At 62.0% G+C, this 14,045-nt stretch carries 15 protein-coding genes, 3 tRNA genes and 2 pseudogenes; 11 read left to right on the plus strand and 9 right to left on the minus strand.

Annotation, left to right across the window (positions count from 1 at the left end; genetic code table 11):
• Both ACGVJ8_RS09420 and ACGVJ8_RS09425 read left to right on the plus strand, forming a co-directional pair.
• A pseudogene (locus ACGVJ8_RS09420) lies at positions 1-252 on the plus strand (dipeptide epimerase); the annotation flags it as partial.
• A gap of 56 nt (positions 253-308) precedes the next feature.
• A pseudogene (locus ACGVJ8_RS09425) lies at positions 309-839 on the plus strand (DUF1611 domain-containing protein); the annotation flags it as partial.
• Positions 840-842: 3 nt separating this feature from the next.
• On the opposite strand, the gene ACGVJ8_RS09430 reads toward ACGVJ8_RS09425, so the two are convergent.
• Positions 843-915, minus strand: a tRNA-His gene (locus tag ACGVJ8_RS09430).
• Between the two features lie 84 nt (positions 916-999).
• Between ACGVJ8_RS09430 and ACGVJ8_RS09435 the strand changes: the two genes are divergently transcribed.
• Genes ACGVJ8_RS09435 through ACGVJ8_RS09445 form a run of 3 tightly spaced genes read left to right on the plus strand, consistent with a single transcriptional unit; the run spans position 1,000 to position 4,035 of the window.
• On the plus strand, positions 1,000-1,389 hold the full coding sequence (locus ACGVJ8_RS09435) for a DUF4359 domain-containing protein (protein WP_392347543.1): 390 nt from the start codon (positions 1,000-1,002) through the stop codon (positions 1,387-1,389).
• Positions 1,389-2,660, plus strand: a complete 1,272-nt coding sequence (locus tag ACGVJ8_RS09440) for an amidohydrolase family protein (protein ID WP_392347520.1) — start codon at positions 1,389-1,391, stop codon at positions 2,658-2,660. Before ACGVJ8_RS09435 ends, ACGVJ8_RS09440 begins: the two co-directional genes overlap by 1 nt.
• Positions 2,661-2,685: 25 nt before the next feature.
• The gene (locus ACGVJ8_RS09445) at positions 2,686-4,035 is read left to right on the plus strand and encodes an FAD-binding oxidoreductase (RefSeq protein WP_392347545.1); all 1,350 of its coding nucleotides are present in this window, start codon (positions 2,686-2,688) and stop codon (positions 4,033-4,035) included.
• A gap of 3 nt (positions 4,036-4,038) precedes the next feature.
• On the opposite strand, the gene ACGVJ8_RS09450 is transcribed toward ACGVJ8_RS09445, so the two are convergent.
• The 5 genes from ACGVJ8_RS09450 to murA form a co-directional block, all read right to left on the minus strand.
• Positions 4,039-4,512, minus strand: a complete 474-nt coding sequence (locus ACGVJ8_RS09450) for a pentapeptide repeat-containing protein (RefSeq protein ID WP_392347521.1) — start codon at positions 4,510-4,512, stop codon at positions 4,039-4,041.
• A gap of 68 nt (positions 4,513-4,580) precedes the next feature.
• Positions 4,581-5,795, minus strand: a complete 1,215-nt coding sequence (locus tag ACGVJ8_RS09455; protein ID WP_392347523.1) for a bifunctional folylpolyglutamate synthase/dihydrofolate synthase — start codon at positions 5,793-5,795, stop codon at positions 4,581-4,583.
• Complete coding sequence (locus ACGVJ8_RS09460) at positions 5,796-6,977, minus strand: aspartate aminotransferase family protein (RefSeq protein WP_392347525.1); 1,182 nt, start codon at positions 6,975-6,977, stop codon at positions 5,796-5,798.
• A 13-nt stretch (positions 6,978-6,990) separates the two neighbouring features.
• Positions 6,991-7,073: transfer RNA gene (locus ACGVJ8_RS09465), tRNA-Leu, on the minus strand.
• 33 nt (positions 7,074-7,106) lie between these two features.
• A complete protein-coding gene (murA, locus tag ACGVJ8_RS09470; RefSeq protein ID WP_392347527.1) occupies positions 7,107-8,408 on the minus strand; it encodes a UDP-N-acetylglucosamine 1-carboxyvinyltransferase in 1,302 nt (433 codons plus the stop codon).
• 149 nt (positions 8,409-8,557) lie between these two features.
• Between murA and ACGVJ8_RS09475 the strand changes: the two genes are divergently transcribed.
• The 6 genes from ACGVJ8_RS09475 to ACGVJ8_RS09500 all read left to right on the plus strand — a co-directional run bounded on the left by ACGVJ8_RS09475 (position 8,558) and on the right by ACGVJ8_RS09500 (position 12,870).
• Positions 8,558-8,641, plus strand: a tRNA-Leu gene (locus tag ACGVJ8_RS09475).
• A 32-nt stretch (positions 8,642-8,673) separates the two neighbouring features.
• Positions 8,674-8,922 (plus strand): hypothetical protein, encoded by a 249-nt coding sequence (locus ACGVJ8_RS09480; RefSeq protein WP_392347529.1) that lies wholly within the window; start codon positions 8,674-8,676, stop codon positions 8,920-8,922.
• A gap of 26 nt (positions 8,923-8,948) precedes the next feature.
• A complete protein-coding gene (locus ACGVJ8_RS09485) occupies positions 8,949-9,782 on the plus strand; it encodes a TrmH family RNA methyltransferase (RefSeq protein WP_392347547.1) in 834 nt (277 codons plus the stop codon).
• Positions 9,779-11,221 carry a dihydrolipoyl dehydrogenase gene (lpdA, locus tag ACGVJ8_RS09490; protein WP_392347531.1) on the plus strand — a complete coding sequence of 481 codons (1,443 nt, stop codon included), beginning with the start codon at positions 9,779-9,781 and terminating at the stop codon, positions 11,219-11,221. The genes ACGVJ8_RS09485 and lpdA overlap by 4 nt, the downstream gene beginning before the upstream one ends.
• Positions 11,222-11,260: 39 nt before the next feature.
• Entirely contained in the window at positions 11,261-12,148 is an 888-nt protein-coding gene (gene trpC / locus ACGVJ8_RS09495) for an indole-3-glycerol phosphate synthase TrpC (protein ID WP_392347533.1), read from the plus strand.
• 53 nt (positions 12,149-12,201) lie between these two features.
• The gene (locus ACGVJ8_RS09500; RefSeq protein WP_392347535.1) at positions 12,202-12,870 is read left to right on the plus strand and encodes a hydantoin utilization protein A; all 669 of its coding nucleotides are present in this window, start codon (positions 12,202-12,204) and stop codon (positions 12,868-12,870) included.
• On the opposite strand, the gene sodX is transcribed toward ACGVJ8_RS09500, so the two are convergent.
• From sodX to ACGVJ8_RS09515, 3 genes are all read right to left on the minus strand, one after another.
• On the minus strand, positions 12,853-13,185 hold the full coding sequence (gene sodX / locus ACGVJ8_RS09505; RefSeq protein WP_392347537.1) for a nickel-type superoxide dismutase maturation protease: 333 nt from the start codon (positions 13,183-13,185) through the stop codon (positions 12,853-12,855). The genes ACGVJ8_RS09500 and sodX overlap by 18 nt on opposite strands.
• Positions 13,186-13,235: 50 nt before the next feature.
• The gene (sodN, locus tag ACGVJ8_RS09510) at positions 13,236-13,709 is read right to left on the minus strand and encodes a superoxide dismutase, Ni (RefSeq protein ID WP_392347539.1); all 474 of its coding nucleotides are present in this window, start codon (positions 13,707-13,709) and stop codon (positions 13,236-13,238) included.
• Positions 13,710-13,751: 42 nt separating this feature from the next.
• On the minus strand, positions 13,752-14,045 hold a 294-nt coding region (locus ACGVJ8_RS09515), incomplete at its 5' end, for an FKBP-type peptidyl-prolyl cis-trans isomerase (protein ID WP_392347541.1).

A 14,045-nucleotide genomic window follows, 5' to 3' on the forward strand; every position in this document is an offset into this window, starting at 1 on the left:
TCAGTCAGGCTTTGTTGATGGCCCAAGTGGCGCAGAATGAAGGGGCTGGACCTGGTGGTGGGCTGTTACTCCGACAGCTCGTTATTGAACGGTGCAGCGGCCCAGTTGTTGCCCCTGATCCGTTGGCCGGATCTCGACAGCCATCTCAACTTGGTGGATAACCCCTTTGTTGGCCTTGAGTTGCAGGACGATCGCTTGCGACCTTCGGCGATGGCTGGATTGGGGATCCGCCATGCAGGAGTCAGGCTTTGACTTGCACTGCTATCGGTGTGGGTGAAAGCGCGGCAGCGTTATGAGCGGGATTTAGGCGCCGCCGTGTTGGACCGATCGTCGCGGTGATCGATCCCGACCATCCGGGCCAGCCTCTAGCCAAGGTCACTGGCATTGAGCGTGACGTGCCGGTGGTGGTGGATTTGGCTGCGGCGCTGCCCTGTCGGCGCCTTCTGGCCGTTGGCACTAATATGGCTGTCGGCAAGGTGAGAGCATGCCTGTCTCTGCTGGAGGCGGACCAACGCTCCGAGATCCCTGCGCGCTTTGTGGGGACAGGACAGGCGGAAATTCTGATCAGTGGAGAAGGGGTCGCCCTAAATGTTGTCCGCGTTGATTACGCAGCCGGTGCGGTGGAGGCAGCGGTGCTGTGGGCGACCGAAACCCTTGCAAATTGGGCTCGGCCTGATGGGGCCGGTGAGCCAGCCAGTGTAGCTGCTGTTGCCCTCAACACCGCATGCCTCGATGAGGGAGAAGAGGTGGAGCACATCCGCCAAACACTGGATCTGCCCTGCACGGATCCAATCGGCTGGGGTGCTGAATCTCTCCTCAGAGCTTTGTTGAATTGTTGATAGGGCGAGCGAGGGGATTCGAACCCCCGAATAGCGGCGCCACAAGCCGCTGCCTTAACCACTTGGCGACGCCCGCCGCGTCCGTGAGAATCTACCAACACGAGCTGCAGCCTGCCTGGTGTCCCCTTCATCGCGTCCGCAAGGTCGGTCTGCTCTGACGATTTTGGCGGGGGGGGGTGCAGCGGCCGGGGTGCTGTCGCTGGTGATGTCCAACCCGTCGTTGGAGGACTATCAAGCTCATGCCGGAGACCAGCTGGTCAGGTTGGGCACTAAGGAACTGTGCGACGAACCGACCCTGCCGATGGTCCTGCGTATCTGGATTCGCAATTGCCCTGAACTGATTGCCTCCCAGCGGGATGCACTGGCGGCGTTGGCCGGTCAGTTCACCACTCGTCGCAACCTGCTAGTGGCCAGTTTGTACTCCACCCGGATGGAAAGGAAGGAGATGCTGCCAGGTTTGCATCTGCCCGGCTTTGAAGTGCTCAGCCTTGGTGTGGCAGGTCATTTTGTGGTCATCAGCACCGATGCCAGCAACGGTGCTGAGCAGTGATGGACGCCCCGCCGCTTGAGGCCCAGCCGGGGAGTGGTGTCCTTGAAGCATGGGCACCCCTTGGACTGCTGGATTTCGCCCCTTCAACGCCCCTGCCGGACGTCGAGAAGCAAGGGCTAACGCCCGTGCGCCTTGCCTGGCATCAGGGGCGCTTGCGGGAGCCCAAGCCCCTGCCCGTCGAACACGTGCCACCGTCTCGGATGGTGCTGCCGCGCTTGGTCGACTGCCATGTCCATTTGGACAAGGCCTACACCTGGCAGGAGCATCCCAACCTCAGCGGCAGCTATGGGGGTGCCCTGGACGCCAACCTGCGGGAGCACAGCACCCGAACCGTGGTCTCCGTGCTCCAACGCGGAGAACGCGCGATGGAGAGGGCATTCGCCAATGGGCTGCGGGCCATGCGCAGCCATGTCGACAGTGGTGGCCCCGGCGCTGAGCCCAGCTGGGATGCCTTGCTCACCCTGCAGCAGCGCTGGCGCAGCCGCATCGATCTGCAGCTGGTGGCGCTGGTGCCCTTGGAATTCTGGTGTTCAGCTGAAGCGGATGCTCTGGCGCGTCGCGTGGCCGCCAGTGGCGGCTGTCTTGGTGGTGTTCTGGCACCTCCTTGTAGATCGGCTGTGGTCACCCAGCAGTTGGAGGTGTTGTTGCGCCTGGCTGATCGCCACAACTGCGGCGTCGATCTGCACATCGATGAGGTGGATCGCGGTCCGGCGGAGGGCATGGTTCAGCTGTTGAAGGCTCTGCGGCGCGTGCCGGTGCAGGTTCCTGTCACCTGCAGCCATGCCAGCAGTCTTTCCCTGCTGTCAGCTCCACGCCTTATGCAGTTGGCAGACCGCATGGCGGCTGCGCAGCTCAGTGTGATTGCCCTCCCCCTCACCAATGCCTGGTTGCTGGCGCGGGCGGATTACGCCACACCACTTCAGCGTCCGCAGGCTCCGATCCGTCAGTTGCAACGTTGTGGTGTTCCCGTGGCGGTGGCGGGTGACAACGTGGCTGACCCCTGGTTCCCGGGAGGCGACTTCGATCCCTTGGCCCTGCTGGCCGCGTCGATGCCGTTGACCCAGTTGTTGCCCTGGCAGCGCCTAGGCCTGGCCCCCTTCACTACGGCACCGCCCGCCATTCTTCAACTGGAGTGGGATGGGGTGCTGCGGGCCGGGGCTCCAGCCGATCTGATCTGCATGGAGGGCCAGGGATGGTCGGACCTGATCCGTTATGTTCCGCAGTGTCAGGTTCTCGTGGACGGCCACTGGCAGTCGTCATCGGGCAGCTAGACCCTGACCAGTGTTCCGCCACGCCATGGGTCGCGCCGAAGCCTTCATTGCCCTGCGACAAGCTCTCAGCGCTGTTCCGGAACTGGAGTTGTTGGAGGAACGGGGGGAGCTGCAGCGCCATTCCCGGGACGCCTTTGAGTACTCCCCCGTCCTGACGTCGCGGCTGGAGGCCTGCCGTGCTGAGTTGGTGGTCCGCCCCCGCTCGGTGGACGTCGTTGAACGGCTGGCTTCGGCCTGCGCTGAGCACCAAGTTCCCTTAACCCTGCGAGGCTCCGGGACAGGGAACTACGGCCAATGTGTGCCTCTGAAGGGTGGCGTGGTGATGCTCACCACGGCCCTGCGGCAGATCCGATCGATTGATCCGCTCACTGGGGTGGTAACCGTGGAACCGGGCTGTGTGATGCGCGATCTGGATCAGGAGTTGCGCCGGCATGGACGCCAGCTGCGCTTGATGCCCAGCACCTGGCGCAGCGCCACCATTGGCGGCTTTGTTGCAGGGGGTTCTGGGGGCATCGGTTCGCTGCGCTGGGGCTTTCTGCGGGATCCAGGACATCTGCTCGGGTTGGAGATCGTGCCGCTACGCCCCGATGCCCAGCGCCATCAACTCAGCGAGACTGATGCGGAGGCCTTGAATCACGCCTACGGCACCAACGGCATCATCACGGCCCTCAGCCTGGCCACAGCTCCAGCGGTCAACTGGCACCAGGTGAGTGTGGACTGCGAGCACTGGGAGCAGGCGATTGAGCTGATGCACCGGATCGCTGCCTCGGCCTTGGATCTCCATTTGGCGAGCCTGCTGGAACAGCCGCTGCTGTCGCGGATGCCCGGCTGGGCTGGTCCTGCCGTCTCAGCCAACCGGCTGCTGTTGCTCGTCGCCCCCGATGGGCTCAACAGCCTCCAACGGCTGGCGCAGTCAGCCTGCGCCAGCCTGCGGGATCTTGGCCCTGAGGATCTCTCCGGGGGCAATGGCTTGCGCGAGCTGAGCTGGAATCACACCACCCTGCATGTGCGGGCTTCAGAGCCGGGATGGACCTACCTGCAGATGCTGTTGCCCCAACCGGAGGCCCCAGCGATGGCGGCACTGAAGCAACGCTGGGGTGATGCCCTGGTCTGGCATCTCGAGCTTGTGCGTCAGCAGGGCTGTCCTCGGCTGGCGGCTCTGCCGCTCGTGCGTTGGCAGGGGGCAGATCAGCTGAACCGGTTGATGGACGACTGCAGGGCCGCGGGTGCCGTGTTGTTTAATCCCCATGTGATCACCGTGGAAGACGGCGGCCTTGGTGTCATCGATGCCGATCAGGTGGCGGCCAAGCAGCGCTTTGATCCTGCCGGCCTGCTCAATCCCGGCAAGCTTCGGGGTTGGGAGGAGCGCTCCTGAGGATCAGCAGCCCAGACTGTCGAAGGTGGTGACTCCGGTGCTGGGGTTGATGCCATCGGCCTCGCCGCACAGCCGGTGTTGATCATCACGATCGAGCAGGGCATCAGTGAAATCGGCCCCCTCGATCTGAGCGTTGCTGAAACTGCTGCCCGACGCAATGATCCCGGTCAGGACGGCATTGCGTAGATCGGTGGCGACGAAGTCGGCGCGATCCATCAGGGCATCGGAGAGGTCAGCGCCTTGGAAATCAGCTTCGGCGAAGGCCCCTTGGGTGAGGATCGCGCCATGCAGGTTGGCGCCCCGGAAATTCGCTCCGCGGCCCACAGCTCCAGCGAAGGATGTGTTGGCCAGGTTCTGCCCCTCGAAGTCGCCGTTGCTCTGGTTGGTGAGCGTGTAGTCCACCTTTTCCTGGAACAAGGCCCGGTCCTGCAGTCCCACCCCAGCTGAGGTGTCCAGGGCCTGGGCAGGCGTTGCCATGAGCAGAAGGGGCAGGAGAAGGCCCAATAACCAGGAGATTCGCAGCACAGTCCACGCGCAAGCTGTGCTCACTCTGCCGTTACAACGCCGCGAGCGAACAGGTCACCGATCAGATACAGCGATCCGGCAACAATCGGCACTGGTGTCGGCCATCCGTTACTGCTGAGCTGGTGCAGCACGCCTTCGAGGCCGTCGGCCTCCTGCAGCTGGAGCTCGAGCTGAGGCAGCTCCTGGAGGAGGGCCGACCGGCTCCAGCTCTCGTGGCTTGGCACCGGAATGATCCAGGCCTGGTCCTGGGGCTGCAGCAGCGTCTGGAGCATGGCGACAGCGTCCTTATGGGCCTGAATCGCTAGGATCCATACAACACCGTTGCAGGCATCGCTCCACTGGCTGCGTTCTTCGGCCAGCTGCACTGCGGCCGGTGGATTGTGGGCTCCATCGAGGCGAAGCTTGTGGTCGCCCCAATGCACGGTTTGCAGGCGACCGGGCCAGTGGGCTGTGGCGAAGCCCTCCTGAATCACAGCCTCAGGCAACGACCAGCCCAAGCTAGAGAGGGCTTGCAAGGCACCAAGGGCAACAGCGGCGTTACTTCGCTGAATGGCGCCGGGCAAGCCCAGTTGCCAGGTTGAATTCAGGGGCTTCACCCAGTGGAGTTTGGCCTGCTGAGTGCGGCAGGTTGTCTCCAGGACGTCCTGCACTTCAGGGGCTTGGGCGCAACTGATCACGGTGGCCTGAGGCGGGATCGCTGCCGCTTTTTCGGTTGCGATGGCGGTGAGGCTGTTGCCCAGGTGCTCGCAGTGGTCCATCCCAATGCTGGCGACGGCCACCACAGGACGGCATGGATGGGCCGTGGTGGCATCAAGCCGTCCCCCCAGCCCCACTTCCAGCACCAGCAGGTCGCAGGCGTGCCGCTGGAACTTCAACAAGGCTGCGGTCACGAGCAGTTCAAACGGGGTGAGCCGATGCCGTTCATTCAGGGGCTGGAGCGCCTGCAACTGGCTGCGCAGTGTTTTAACCGCAATGGGGTTCCCCTGGATACGGATGCGTTCGCACCAGCTCACCAGGTGGGGGGAGGTGGTGACCCCGCAGCGGAGGCCGGCGGCACAGAGGGCTGATTCCAGAAAGCTGATGATGGATCCCTTCCCGTTGGTGCCCAGCACCTGGATCGCGGGAATCGTCCGACAGGGATGGTCGAGCTCGTGGAGGGCCGCATGCATGCGATCCAACTGCAGATCCATGCCACACAGATCGAAGCGTGGGATCAGATCAGACAGATCGTCCACTCAGCTGAGGCTGGAGAAGGTTGCCGCCAGACGGCGCAGCAGTTTGCGCACCTCGCGCTTGTTGATGGTCAGTGGGGGAACCATGCGCAGCACTGAGGGGCCGGCCGCCACCAGCAGCAGACCGTAGTCGATGGCGGCTTTCGCCAGCGCGGGGGCCGTCCAACTGCTGCCCTCTCGGATCACGATGCCCTGCAGCAGGCCCCAGCCCCGCACGCTTTGCAGGTGCTCGGGGAAACAGTTCACAAGCTCCTGGAGCCCATCGCGCAGTTGTTCGCCGCGGGCTGTGACGTTGGTCAGTAGATCTCGTCGTTCGATTTCGGTGGCCACTGTTAACCCCGCCCGGCAGGCGAAGGGATTGCCGCCGAAGGTGCTGGCATGGTCGCCGGGTTCAAACACATCAGCTGACGCCTTCACCAGCAAGGCACCAATGGCATGGCCACCGCCCAGGCCCTTGGCCAGGGTGAAGGCGTCAGGGGTGATGCCCAGCTGCTCATAGCCCCACAGGCGGCCACTCCGCCCCATGCCCACCTGCACCTCATCAAGGATCAGCAGGATGTTGTTCTCAGTGCAGATCTCGCGCAGGCGTGAGAAGAAAGCGAGGTCTCCAGGGTTGACGCCACCCTCACCTTGCAGGGGTTCAACCAGAACAGCCGCGATCGAGGGACCGGCCTGTTCGTAGCGGTTGATCAGGGCTTCGAGAGCCTTCAGATTGTTGTAAGGGAAGTAATCAAACCCGGTTACCATGGGCTCAAACCCCCTGTGGTACTTGGGTTGACCGGTGGCGGTGACCGCCGCGAGCGTGCGGCCATGGAAGCTGGCTGCTGCCGTGAGGATCACGGGCTGTTCGATGCCGCGCAGTTGATGGCCGTGTTTGCGGGCCAGCTTGATCGCGGCTTCATTGGCTTCGGCGCCTGAATTGCAGAAAAAGACGCTGTCGGCACAGCTGTTGCGCACCAGCCAGCTGGCCAGCTCTTCCTGTTCCGGAATCCGATAAAGGGTGGAAACGTGCTGGAGCCGTCGCAGCTGTATGCGCAGAGCCCGCTGCATGGCTCTGTCGCTGTGGCCCAGGGTGCAGGTGGCGATGCCAGCGACTGCATCCAGGTAGCGCCGCCCTTGGGTGTCCTTGACCCAGCAACCCTTCCCTTTGGTCAGAGCCAAAGGGAAACGGCTGTAGGTATTCATTACAGCGGAGGGATGGGAGCCGGGGGACTTGAACCCCCAAGACCAGTGGCCGGCTGATTTTGAGTCAGCTGCGTCTACCAATTCCGCCAGGCTCCCTCACAGGGATTGTATTGATTGAAGGGCCCCTCTTCAGGGAATGTTGCGCTTCACCTCGGCGCCGGCTGCGCTGAGCTTGGCTTCGAGGTCGTCGTAGCCTCGGTCGAGGTGCTTCAGACCAGCCACTTCGGTGATTCCTTTGGCGGAGAGGCCAGCCAGCACCATGGCAGCGGCTGCACGGAGGTCGGTGCCGGTGACGGGAGCTGCGCTCAGCTGAGCCACGCCTTCCACGATGGCTGTGCTGCCCTCGAGCCGAATCGATGCCCCCATGCGCTGCAGTTCAGCCACATGTTGCAGCCGATTTTCGTAGATTTTTTCCCTGATCACACTGGTGCCCTTCGCGGTGCACATCAGGGCCATGAACGGTGCCTGAAGATCGGTTGGAAACCCGGGGAACGGTTGGGTGGTGATGTCCACGGCCGTGATCTCGCCGGGGGTGATCATCACGGCCCTCCCCTTGATCTCGATGGAGCAACCGCAATCCCGAAGCTTTTGGATCACAGCGCTGAGATGCTCTGGAATGACGGGCTCTACCACCAGTGGTGAACGCGTGATCGCGGCCGCTATCAGGAAAGTTCCGGCTTCGATGCGATCCGGGATCACCGGATAGTTGTTGCAACCACGGAGCCGCTCCACTCCCTTAACGGTGATCACCGGGCCGCCAGCGCCGCTGACCTGGGCTCCCATGCTATTGAGCAAGTTGGCCAGGTCCTTCACTTCAGGTTCTTGAGCAGCGTTTTCAATGGTGGAGACCCCATCGGCCAGAACCGCTGCCATCAGAATGGTTTCGGTGGCGCCAACGCTGGGGCAGTCGAGCACGATCTGAGCGCCTGTCAGGCATTTTTTGCTGCCGGGCACTGAGGCCATGACAATTCCATGCTCCACATTGACGACGGCACCGAGGGCTTTCAGGCCGCGGATGTGCTCGACGACGGGACGTGCCCCGATGTGGCAACCCCCAGGAAGGGGGACCCGCGCGTGTCCCAGGCGTCCAAGCAGGGGACCAATGCTGAAGAAACTCGCGCGAAGGCTGTTGACCAGTTCGTAGGGAGGGGCCGAGCCGCTGAGCTCGGCGGCGGTGAGGCGAATGCAGTCCGACTGCCTGTCGACTTGAACCCCCAGAGATTCAAGGATGGCGCTTATGCCATCGATGTCTGTGAGGGAGGGAATGTTGGTCAGCTCAATGGTCTCCTCACTGAGAAGGCTGGCTGTCATCAGCACCAGGGCAGAGTTTTTCGCACCGCTGACGCGAAGCATTCCCTTCAAGGCGTGTCCGCCGTTGACACTGAGGCGTTGCTTGAGACCCTCTTGAGATGCTTCTGCAACGGCCATCATCGATGAGCTGATCCCCTATATCCGGATTTTGGCAACAGTCTTTGAGACCGTCTAGACGGCCGGCGTTCAAACTGGATAGTCTGTTACGCGGCCGGGGCTGCCACAGATCGGCGATGCCCTATGGTCATTCCGTCAAACACGACACGCCAGCGGATGTGGCGGAATTGGTAGACGCGCTAGTTTCAGGTACTAGTGGTGGCAACATCGTGGGAGTTCAAGTCTCCCCATCCGCACTAACTTTGTCGGGTAGCAACTTCCGACAATCATGATCGTTCTCAAGATCTCCAACGCATCGGAAGTAGTTGCTTCCAAGATTGGCAAGTTCCTTGAGCTACTCACCCCTGATCCCATTGATCACACTGCCGTTGAGGATCAAGTCATCAAAAAGATGGTCGAAAACCTTGCAGCGGAAGGACTTAAAGGTGAGATCGCAGCCATCAATGGTCTTGAGCTGGATGGCGACAATCTGAGCGTTCACAAAGGCCTGAACGTGCGCAAACACGCAGCGTTCTGAATCGTTCTCTGGATTTCTCCTCTCCCCTGATCAGCAGCCGACGCAATCCCCTGGTCAAACGGCTGCGAACCCTGGCCACCCGTGCGGGGCGAGAGGCCGAGGGGCTGTTGCTTCTTGAGGGCACCCACCTGTTGCAGGAAGTTCTCAGGCAAGGCAACGCACCCGAGGAAATCATCGCGACTGAAGTCTGGTTGCAACGCCATTCGGTCCTGGCTGAACGTTATTCCCAAGTACGATGGCGGATCGTCACCGATGAGGTGTTGCGGGCCGCTCTCACGACGGTCACACCCGATGGTGTTGCCTGCCTGAGCCCCCTGGATCGACTGCCCACCGTCCCTCCAGAGCTGGACTTTCTCCTGGTTCTGGATCGGATTCAGGATCCAGGGAATCTGGGCACTTTGCTGCGCATGGCCCTGGCCGCTGACGTCAATGCGGTCTGGATGGGGGCTGGCGTTGATCCCCTCGGCACGAAGGTGTTGCGGGCCTCTGCCGGTGCTCTGCTTCAACTGCCGCATCAACGCTTTGGCCCGAGCGAAGCGATGGCGATTTCACAGCTTCAGCAGGAACTCAAGCAGCTGGTGGCCTTGGGTGTGCAAGTGGTGGCCACCCTGGTGCCCGATTCGACCAAGGCTGATCCTCCCTCTCCCTATTGGGATCTCGATTGGACGCTGCCGACGGCGCTGGTGCTGGGAACCGAGGGCTCAGGTCTGCATCCGGATCTGCAGGCCTGCTGCACCCATGCCGTCACGCTCCCCCACAGCGCACGGGTGGAATCCCTGAATGTGGCGTCTGCCGCTGTTCCTCTCCTTCTGGAGCGGCGAAGAGCGACAATGACCGCCACATCGCAGCAGTTCGGGTGAGCGACGCCAGCTTCGACTTCGACGTCATTGTTATTGGAGCCGGCTACGGCGGCTTCGACGCTGCCAAACATGCCGCCGAGTACGGCCTGAAGACAGCGATCGTTGAATCTCGCGACATGGGTGGTACCTGTGTGAACCGGGGCTGCGTTCCCTCCAAGGCGCTGCTGGCCGCCAGTGGAAAAGTGCGGGAACTGGCGGACGACAAGCACTTGTCAAGCTTCGGCATTCACGCTGCTCCTGTGCGCTTCGAGCGGCAGAAAATCGCTGATCACGCCAATCAGCTGGTTCAGACCATCCGCACCAACCTCACCAAAACCCTCGAACGGGCCGGAGTGACGATCCTTCGCGGGCACGGCCGTCTAGAGGGCAGCCAGAAGGTGGGGCTGCGGGAGCCCAGTGGAGTCGACAGGGTGCTGACCGCCAAGGACGTGATCATCGCCACGGGGTCTGATCCCTTCGTGCCGCCAGGCATCGAAACCGATGGCCGCACGGTGTTTACCAGTGACGAGGCCATCAACCTGGAGTGGCTGCCCCGCTGGATCGCCATCATCGGCAGCGGGTACATCGGCCTTGAATTCGCTGATGTGTACACCGCTCTCGGTTGCGAAGTGACGATGATCGAGGCCATGGACAAGGTGATGCCCACCTTTGATCCCGACATCGCCAAGATCGCTGGGCGTCATCTGATTGATGGTCGCGATATTGATGCTCGTTCCGGTTTGCTGGCCCGCAAGGTCACCCCGGGCTGTCCGGTGCAGATCGAACTGGCTGATTTCAACAGCCGTGAACTGGTGGAGACCCTTGAGGTGGATGCCGTTCTGGTGGCGACAGGGCGTGTTCCCAGCAGCAAGGGCCTCAACCTGGAGTCGCTGAATGTGGAGACGAACCGCGGCTTCGTCCCGATCGACGACGCCATGCACGTCCTGGTCAACGACCAACCGGTGCCCCATCTCTGGGCCGTCGGAGATGTGACCGGCAAGCTGATGCTGGCCCACACGGCCGCTGCCCAAGGCACCGTTGCCGTGGACAACATCCTTGGTCATGCGCGCGAGATCGATTACCGCAGCGTTCCGGCAGCCACCTTCACCCATCCCGAGATCAGCTCTGTTGGCCTCACCGAGGCGGATGCCAAAGCTTTGGCGGAGAAGGATGGCTTCCAGCTCGGTTCCGTTCGCAGCTACTTCAAGGCCAATTCCAAAGCTTTGGCTGAGCTGCACAGCGATGGCCTGATGAAGCTGCTGTTCAATAAAACCAGTGGTGAAGTGCTGGGGGCCCACATCTACGGACTTCACGCCGCTGACCTGATCCAGGAGGTGGCCAATGCCGTTGCCCGGCGTCAGAGCGTGCGTCAGCTCGCCACCGAGGTGCACACCCACCCGACCCTCAGCGAGGTGGTAGAGGTCTCTTACAAGCAGGCTGCCGCCCAGATGGCCGCCTGAACCCGCCCAGCTTTTTCGTTCCAGTCTTTTCCCTGTTCCATGGAGATCCGCCGTCGTCCCCCCAACCCCAAGGTGCGGGTGGCCCATCTCGAATACGCGGTGCCCCACGATGACGAGAAACCGCGTCACATCCTTGAGAAAATTGTTTGGGAAAAAGACCGTGAGATCGATGCTGCCCGCGACAAGGGTCCCCTCGACAACCTGAAGCAGCAGATTGCCAAGCTTCCCCCCACGAAGGATTTTTTGGGGGTGCTTCAGGCGGCCGCCACGAAACCAGCCGTGATCGCTGAGGTGAAAAAAGCGAGCCCCAGCAAAGGGGTGATCCGTGAGGATTTCGACCCGGTGGCGATTGCCAAGGCCTACGCTGCTGGCGGTGCAAGCTGCCTCTCGGTGCTCACCGACAAGACCTTTTTCCAGGGCGGTTTTGATGTCTTGGTGGAGGTGCGTCAGGCCGTCGACCTGCCTCTGCTCTGCAAGGAGTTTGTGCTGAGCCCTTACCAGCTGTTTCAGGCTAGGGCGGCCGGCGCTGATGCGGTGCTGCTAATCGCTGCCATCCTGTCGGACCAGGATCTTCATTATCTCAGCAAGGCTGCGGCGGCACTGGGTCTCACGGTGTTGGTGGAGGTCCACGATGCCACCGAAATGGACCGTGTGCTGAGCATTGGCGGCTTCCCCTTGATCGGGATCAACAACCGTGATCTCACCAGCTTCGAGACGGATCTGGCCACGACGGAGCGGCTGCTGATCGACTTCAACGACCGTTTGAAGCAACAGGGGGCGCTTCTGGTGAGTGAATCGGGTCTGTTCAGCCGGGCCGATCTTGATCGGGTGCAAGCCACCGGTGCGGGGGCTGTGCTGGTGGGGGAAGCCCTGATGCGGCAGCCGGATGTTGAAGCTGGTCTGGTGCAGTTAATCCAGGCCGGTTAAGGCCGTTGTTCTTTCACTGCTGATGCAGAATCACATCATTCAGGTGGTTCTTTGTGCTGATTAGCCTTTTGACCGGTGTTGCAGCTGGGGCCGTTCATGTGGTGGGTGGTGCTGATCACTTGGTCGTGATGGCGCCCTTCTCCCTGAACAAGCCATGGGCGGCCTTTCGTCACGCCCTTGCTTGGGGTGCCGGTCATTCCACCGGAGTTGTGGTTCTGGCGTTGATCGCCATTGGGCTGAAAGACCTGGCCCATGTGGAGGCCATGTCGTCTTGGGCGGAATTCCTCGTGGGTGTGGCCCTGCTGGTGGTGGGTGCCCTGGCCGTGCGCACGGCCTTCGGGTTGGAGCTGCACACTCATGAGCACCGCCACGACGGTGCCGCAGAGCATCGTCATCTTCACCTGCATGTGCGCGGCTCTAGCAACCACCGTCGCCACGTCCATGCCTCCTCCGGCCTGGGTCTGCTGCATGGCCTAGCGGGCGCCAGTCACCTGCTCGCGGTGATCCCTGCTTTGGCCCTGCCGCCCCACGTCGCTGTGGGCTATCTGGTTGCTTACTTGCTTGGATCCATCGGCGCCATGGTGGTCGTGGTGTCGGTGGTATCGTTCCTTACCCTCCGCAGCGGTGCCTGGCTGATGCCCTTCCTCATGGGCGGTGCGGGTGCTCTCTCGATCATCACCGGGGCCATCTGGCTGCAGAAGACCTCACCGGCTCTGTTCTGATTCCCCGCGCGGGAGCCGGCCCACCACCTGGCCAATCAACAGGTTTGTTGGCACCGCTCCAAGTTTGCGGCTGTCGGTGCTTTCGGCGGGGTTGTCTCCCAGCAACCAAAGCCCCGTTTTCTCAACGCTCTTCAGGCGCTTGATCAGGCGCAGTTTTTTTTGCTGTGGATGCCAGGTCACGACCACGGATCCCAAGCTGGGAGGGGGCTTCCGTCCCAGACGTCTGACCAAAACCCGATCTCCGGGTTCAAGGGTCGGTTGCATCGATCGCCCTTCGACGCGGAGCAGCAGCCGTCGCCCACAAAAAAGCAGCAACAGGTCGCGAAGACCTGCTGCTGCGATAGGGGGATTGGTTCTGTTCGAACTCAGGATGCGGTGATCCAGGCATCGGAACGGCCCTTGGACTGCCAGAACATGCCGTGGATTTTTTCAACGGCAGCCATCAGTTCTTCTGACTTGGCCTGATCGATGTTCACCTTGCAGGCGCTGCAGAGTTTGGCTGCTTTCCAGAAGGTGTCGTGTAGGTCGGGGAAGGTGGCCAGGTGATCGGGCTTGAAGTAGTCGGTCCAGAGGATCAACAGTTCTTTCTTGGTCTTCTGTGCTTCCTCTTCCTTGATGGCGACGTAGCGGCCGAAGGTGTTGTTGTAAGCAGCCAGGGCAGCGGCGTCACCAGCGGAGGGAGCTTCCATCGCCTTCAGCTTTTTGGTCATCGACAGCACGGCTTCGGCTGCCACACGAGCGGAAGCCGGGTCGTACACGCCACAAGGACCGTCGCAATGGGCTTCTGCCACGGGGGCAGGGAGGGCACATGCAAGGGCGGAAAGGGCCGAGCGCAGCATCGGTTCAGAGCGGAATTGGCTTGGATTGAGCCTAGCTTCCGCTCACTTCTTCACGTCGAGCAGTTCCACCTCGAAGATTAAGTTTGCGTTGGGGGGAATTACGCCACCGGCGCCCCGGGTTCCGTAGGCCAGGTCGGAGGGGATCACCAGCTTGCGCTTGCCACCCACTGTCATTCCGGCGACGCCTTCATCCCAACCCTTGATCACCCGACCAGCGCCGAGGGGGAAGCTGAAGGGGGTGCCGCGGTCGTAGCTGGCATCGAACTGCAGTCCGTCTTCCAGGGTGCCGCGGTAGTGCACCACCACCGTTTGGCCGGGGGTGGCCTCTTCGCCGCT

Origin of the sequence: Parasynechococcus sp., from assembly GCF_042954245.1 — a bacterium.
In the GTDB taxonomy this organism is placed as follows: Bacteria; Cyanobacteriota; Cyanobacteriia; order PCC-6307; family Cyanobiaceae; genus Parasynechococcus.

Bases quoted from the DNA above. Each gene is read 5' to 3' on its own strand.
- ACGVJ8_RS09440 (WP_392347520.1), top strand. From the start codon at position 1,389: ATGGACGCCCCGCCGCTTGAGGCCCAGCCGGGGAGTGGTGTCCTTGAA.
- ACGVJ8_RS09445 (WP_392347545.1), top strand. From the start codon at position 2,686: ATGGGTCGCGCCGAAGCCTTCATTGCCCTGCGACAAGCTCTCAGCGCT.
- ACGVJ8_RS09450 (WP_392347521.1), bottom strand. From the start codon at position 4,512: ATGGCAACGCCTGCCCAGGCCCTGGACACCTCAGCTGGGGTGGGACTG.
- ACGVJ8_RS09460 (WP_392347525.1), bottom strand. From the start codon at position 6,977: ATGAATACCTACAGCCGTTTCCCTTTGGCTCTGACCAAAGGGAAGGGT.
- murA (WP_392347527.1), bottom strand. From the start codon at position 8,408: ATGATGGCCGTTGCAGAAGCATCTCAAGAGGGTCTCAAGCAACGCCTC.
- ACGVJ8_RS09480 (WP_392347529.1), top strand. From the start codon at position 8,674: ATGATCGTTCTCAAGATCTCCAACGCATCGGAAGTAGTTGCTTCCAAG.
- trpC (WP_392347533.1), top strand. From the start codon at position 11,261: ATGGAGATCCGCCGTCGTCCCCCCAACCCCAAGGTGCGGGTGGCCCAT.
- sodN (WP_392347539.1), bottom strand. From the start codon at position 13,709: ATGCTGCGCTCGGCCCTTTCCGCCCTTGCATGTGCCCTCCCTGCCCCC.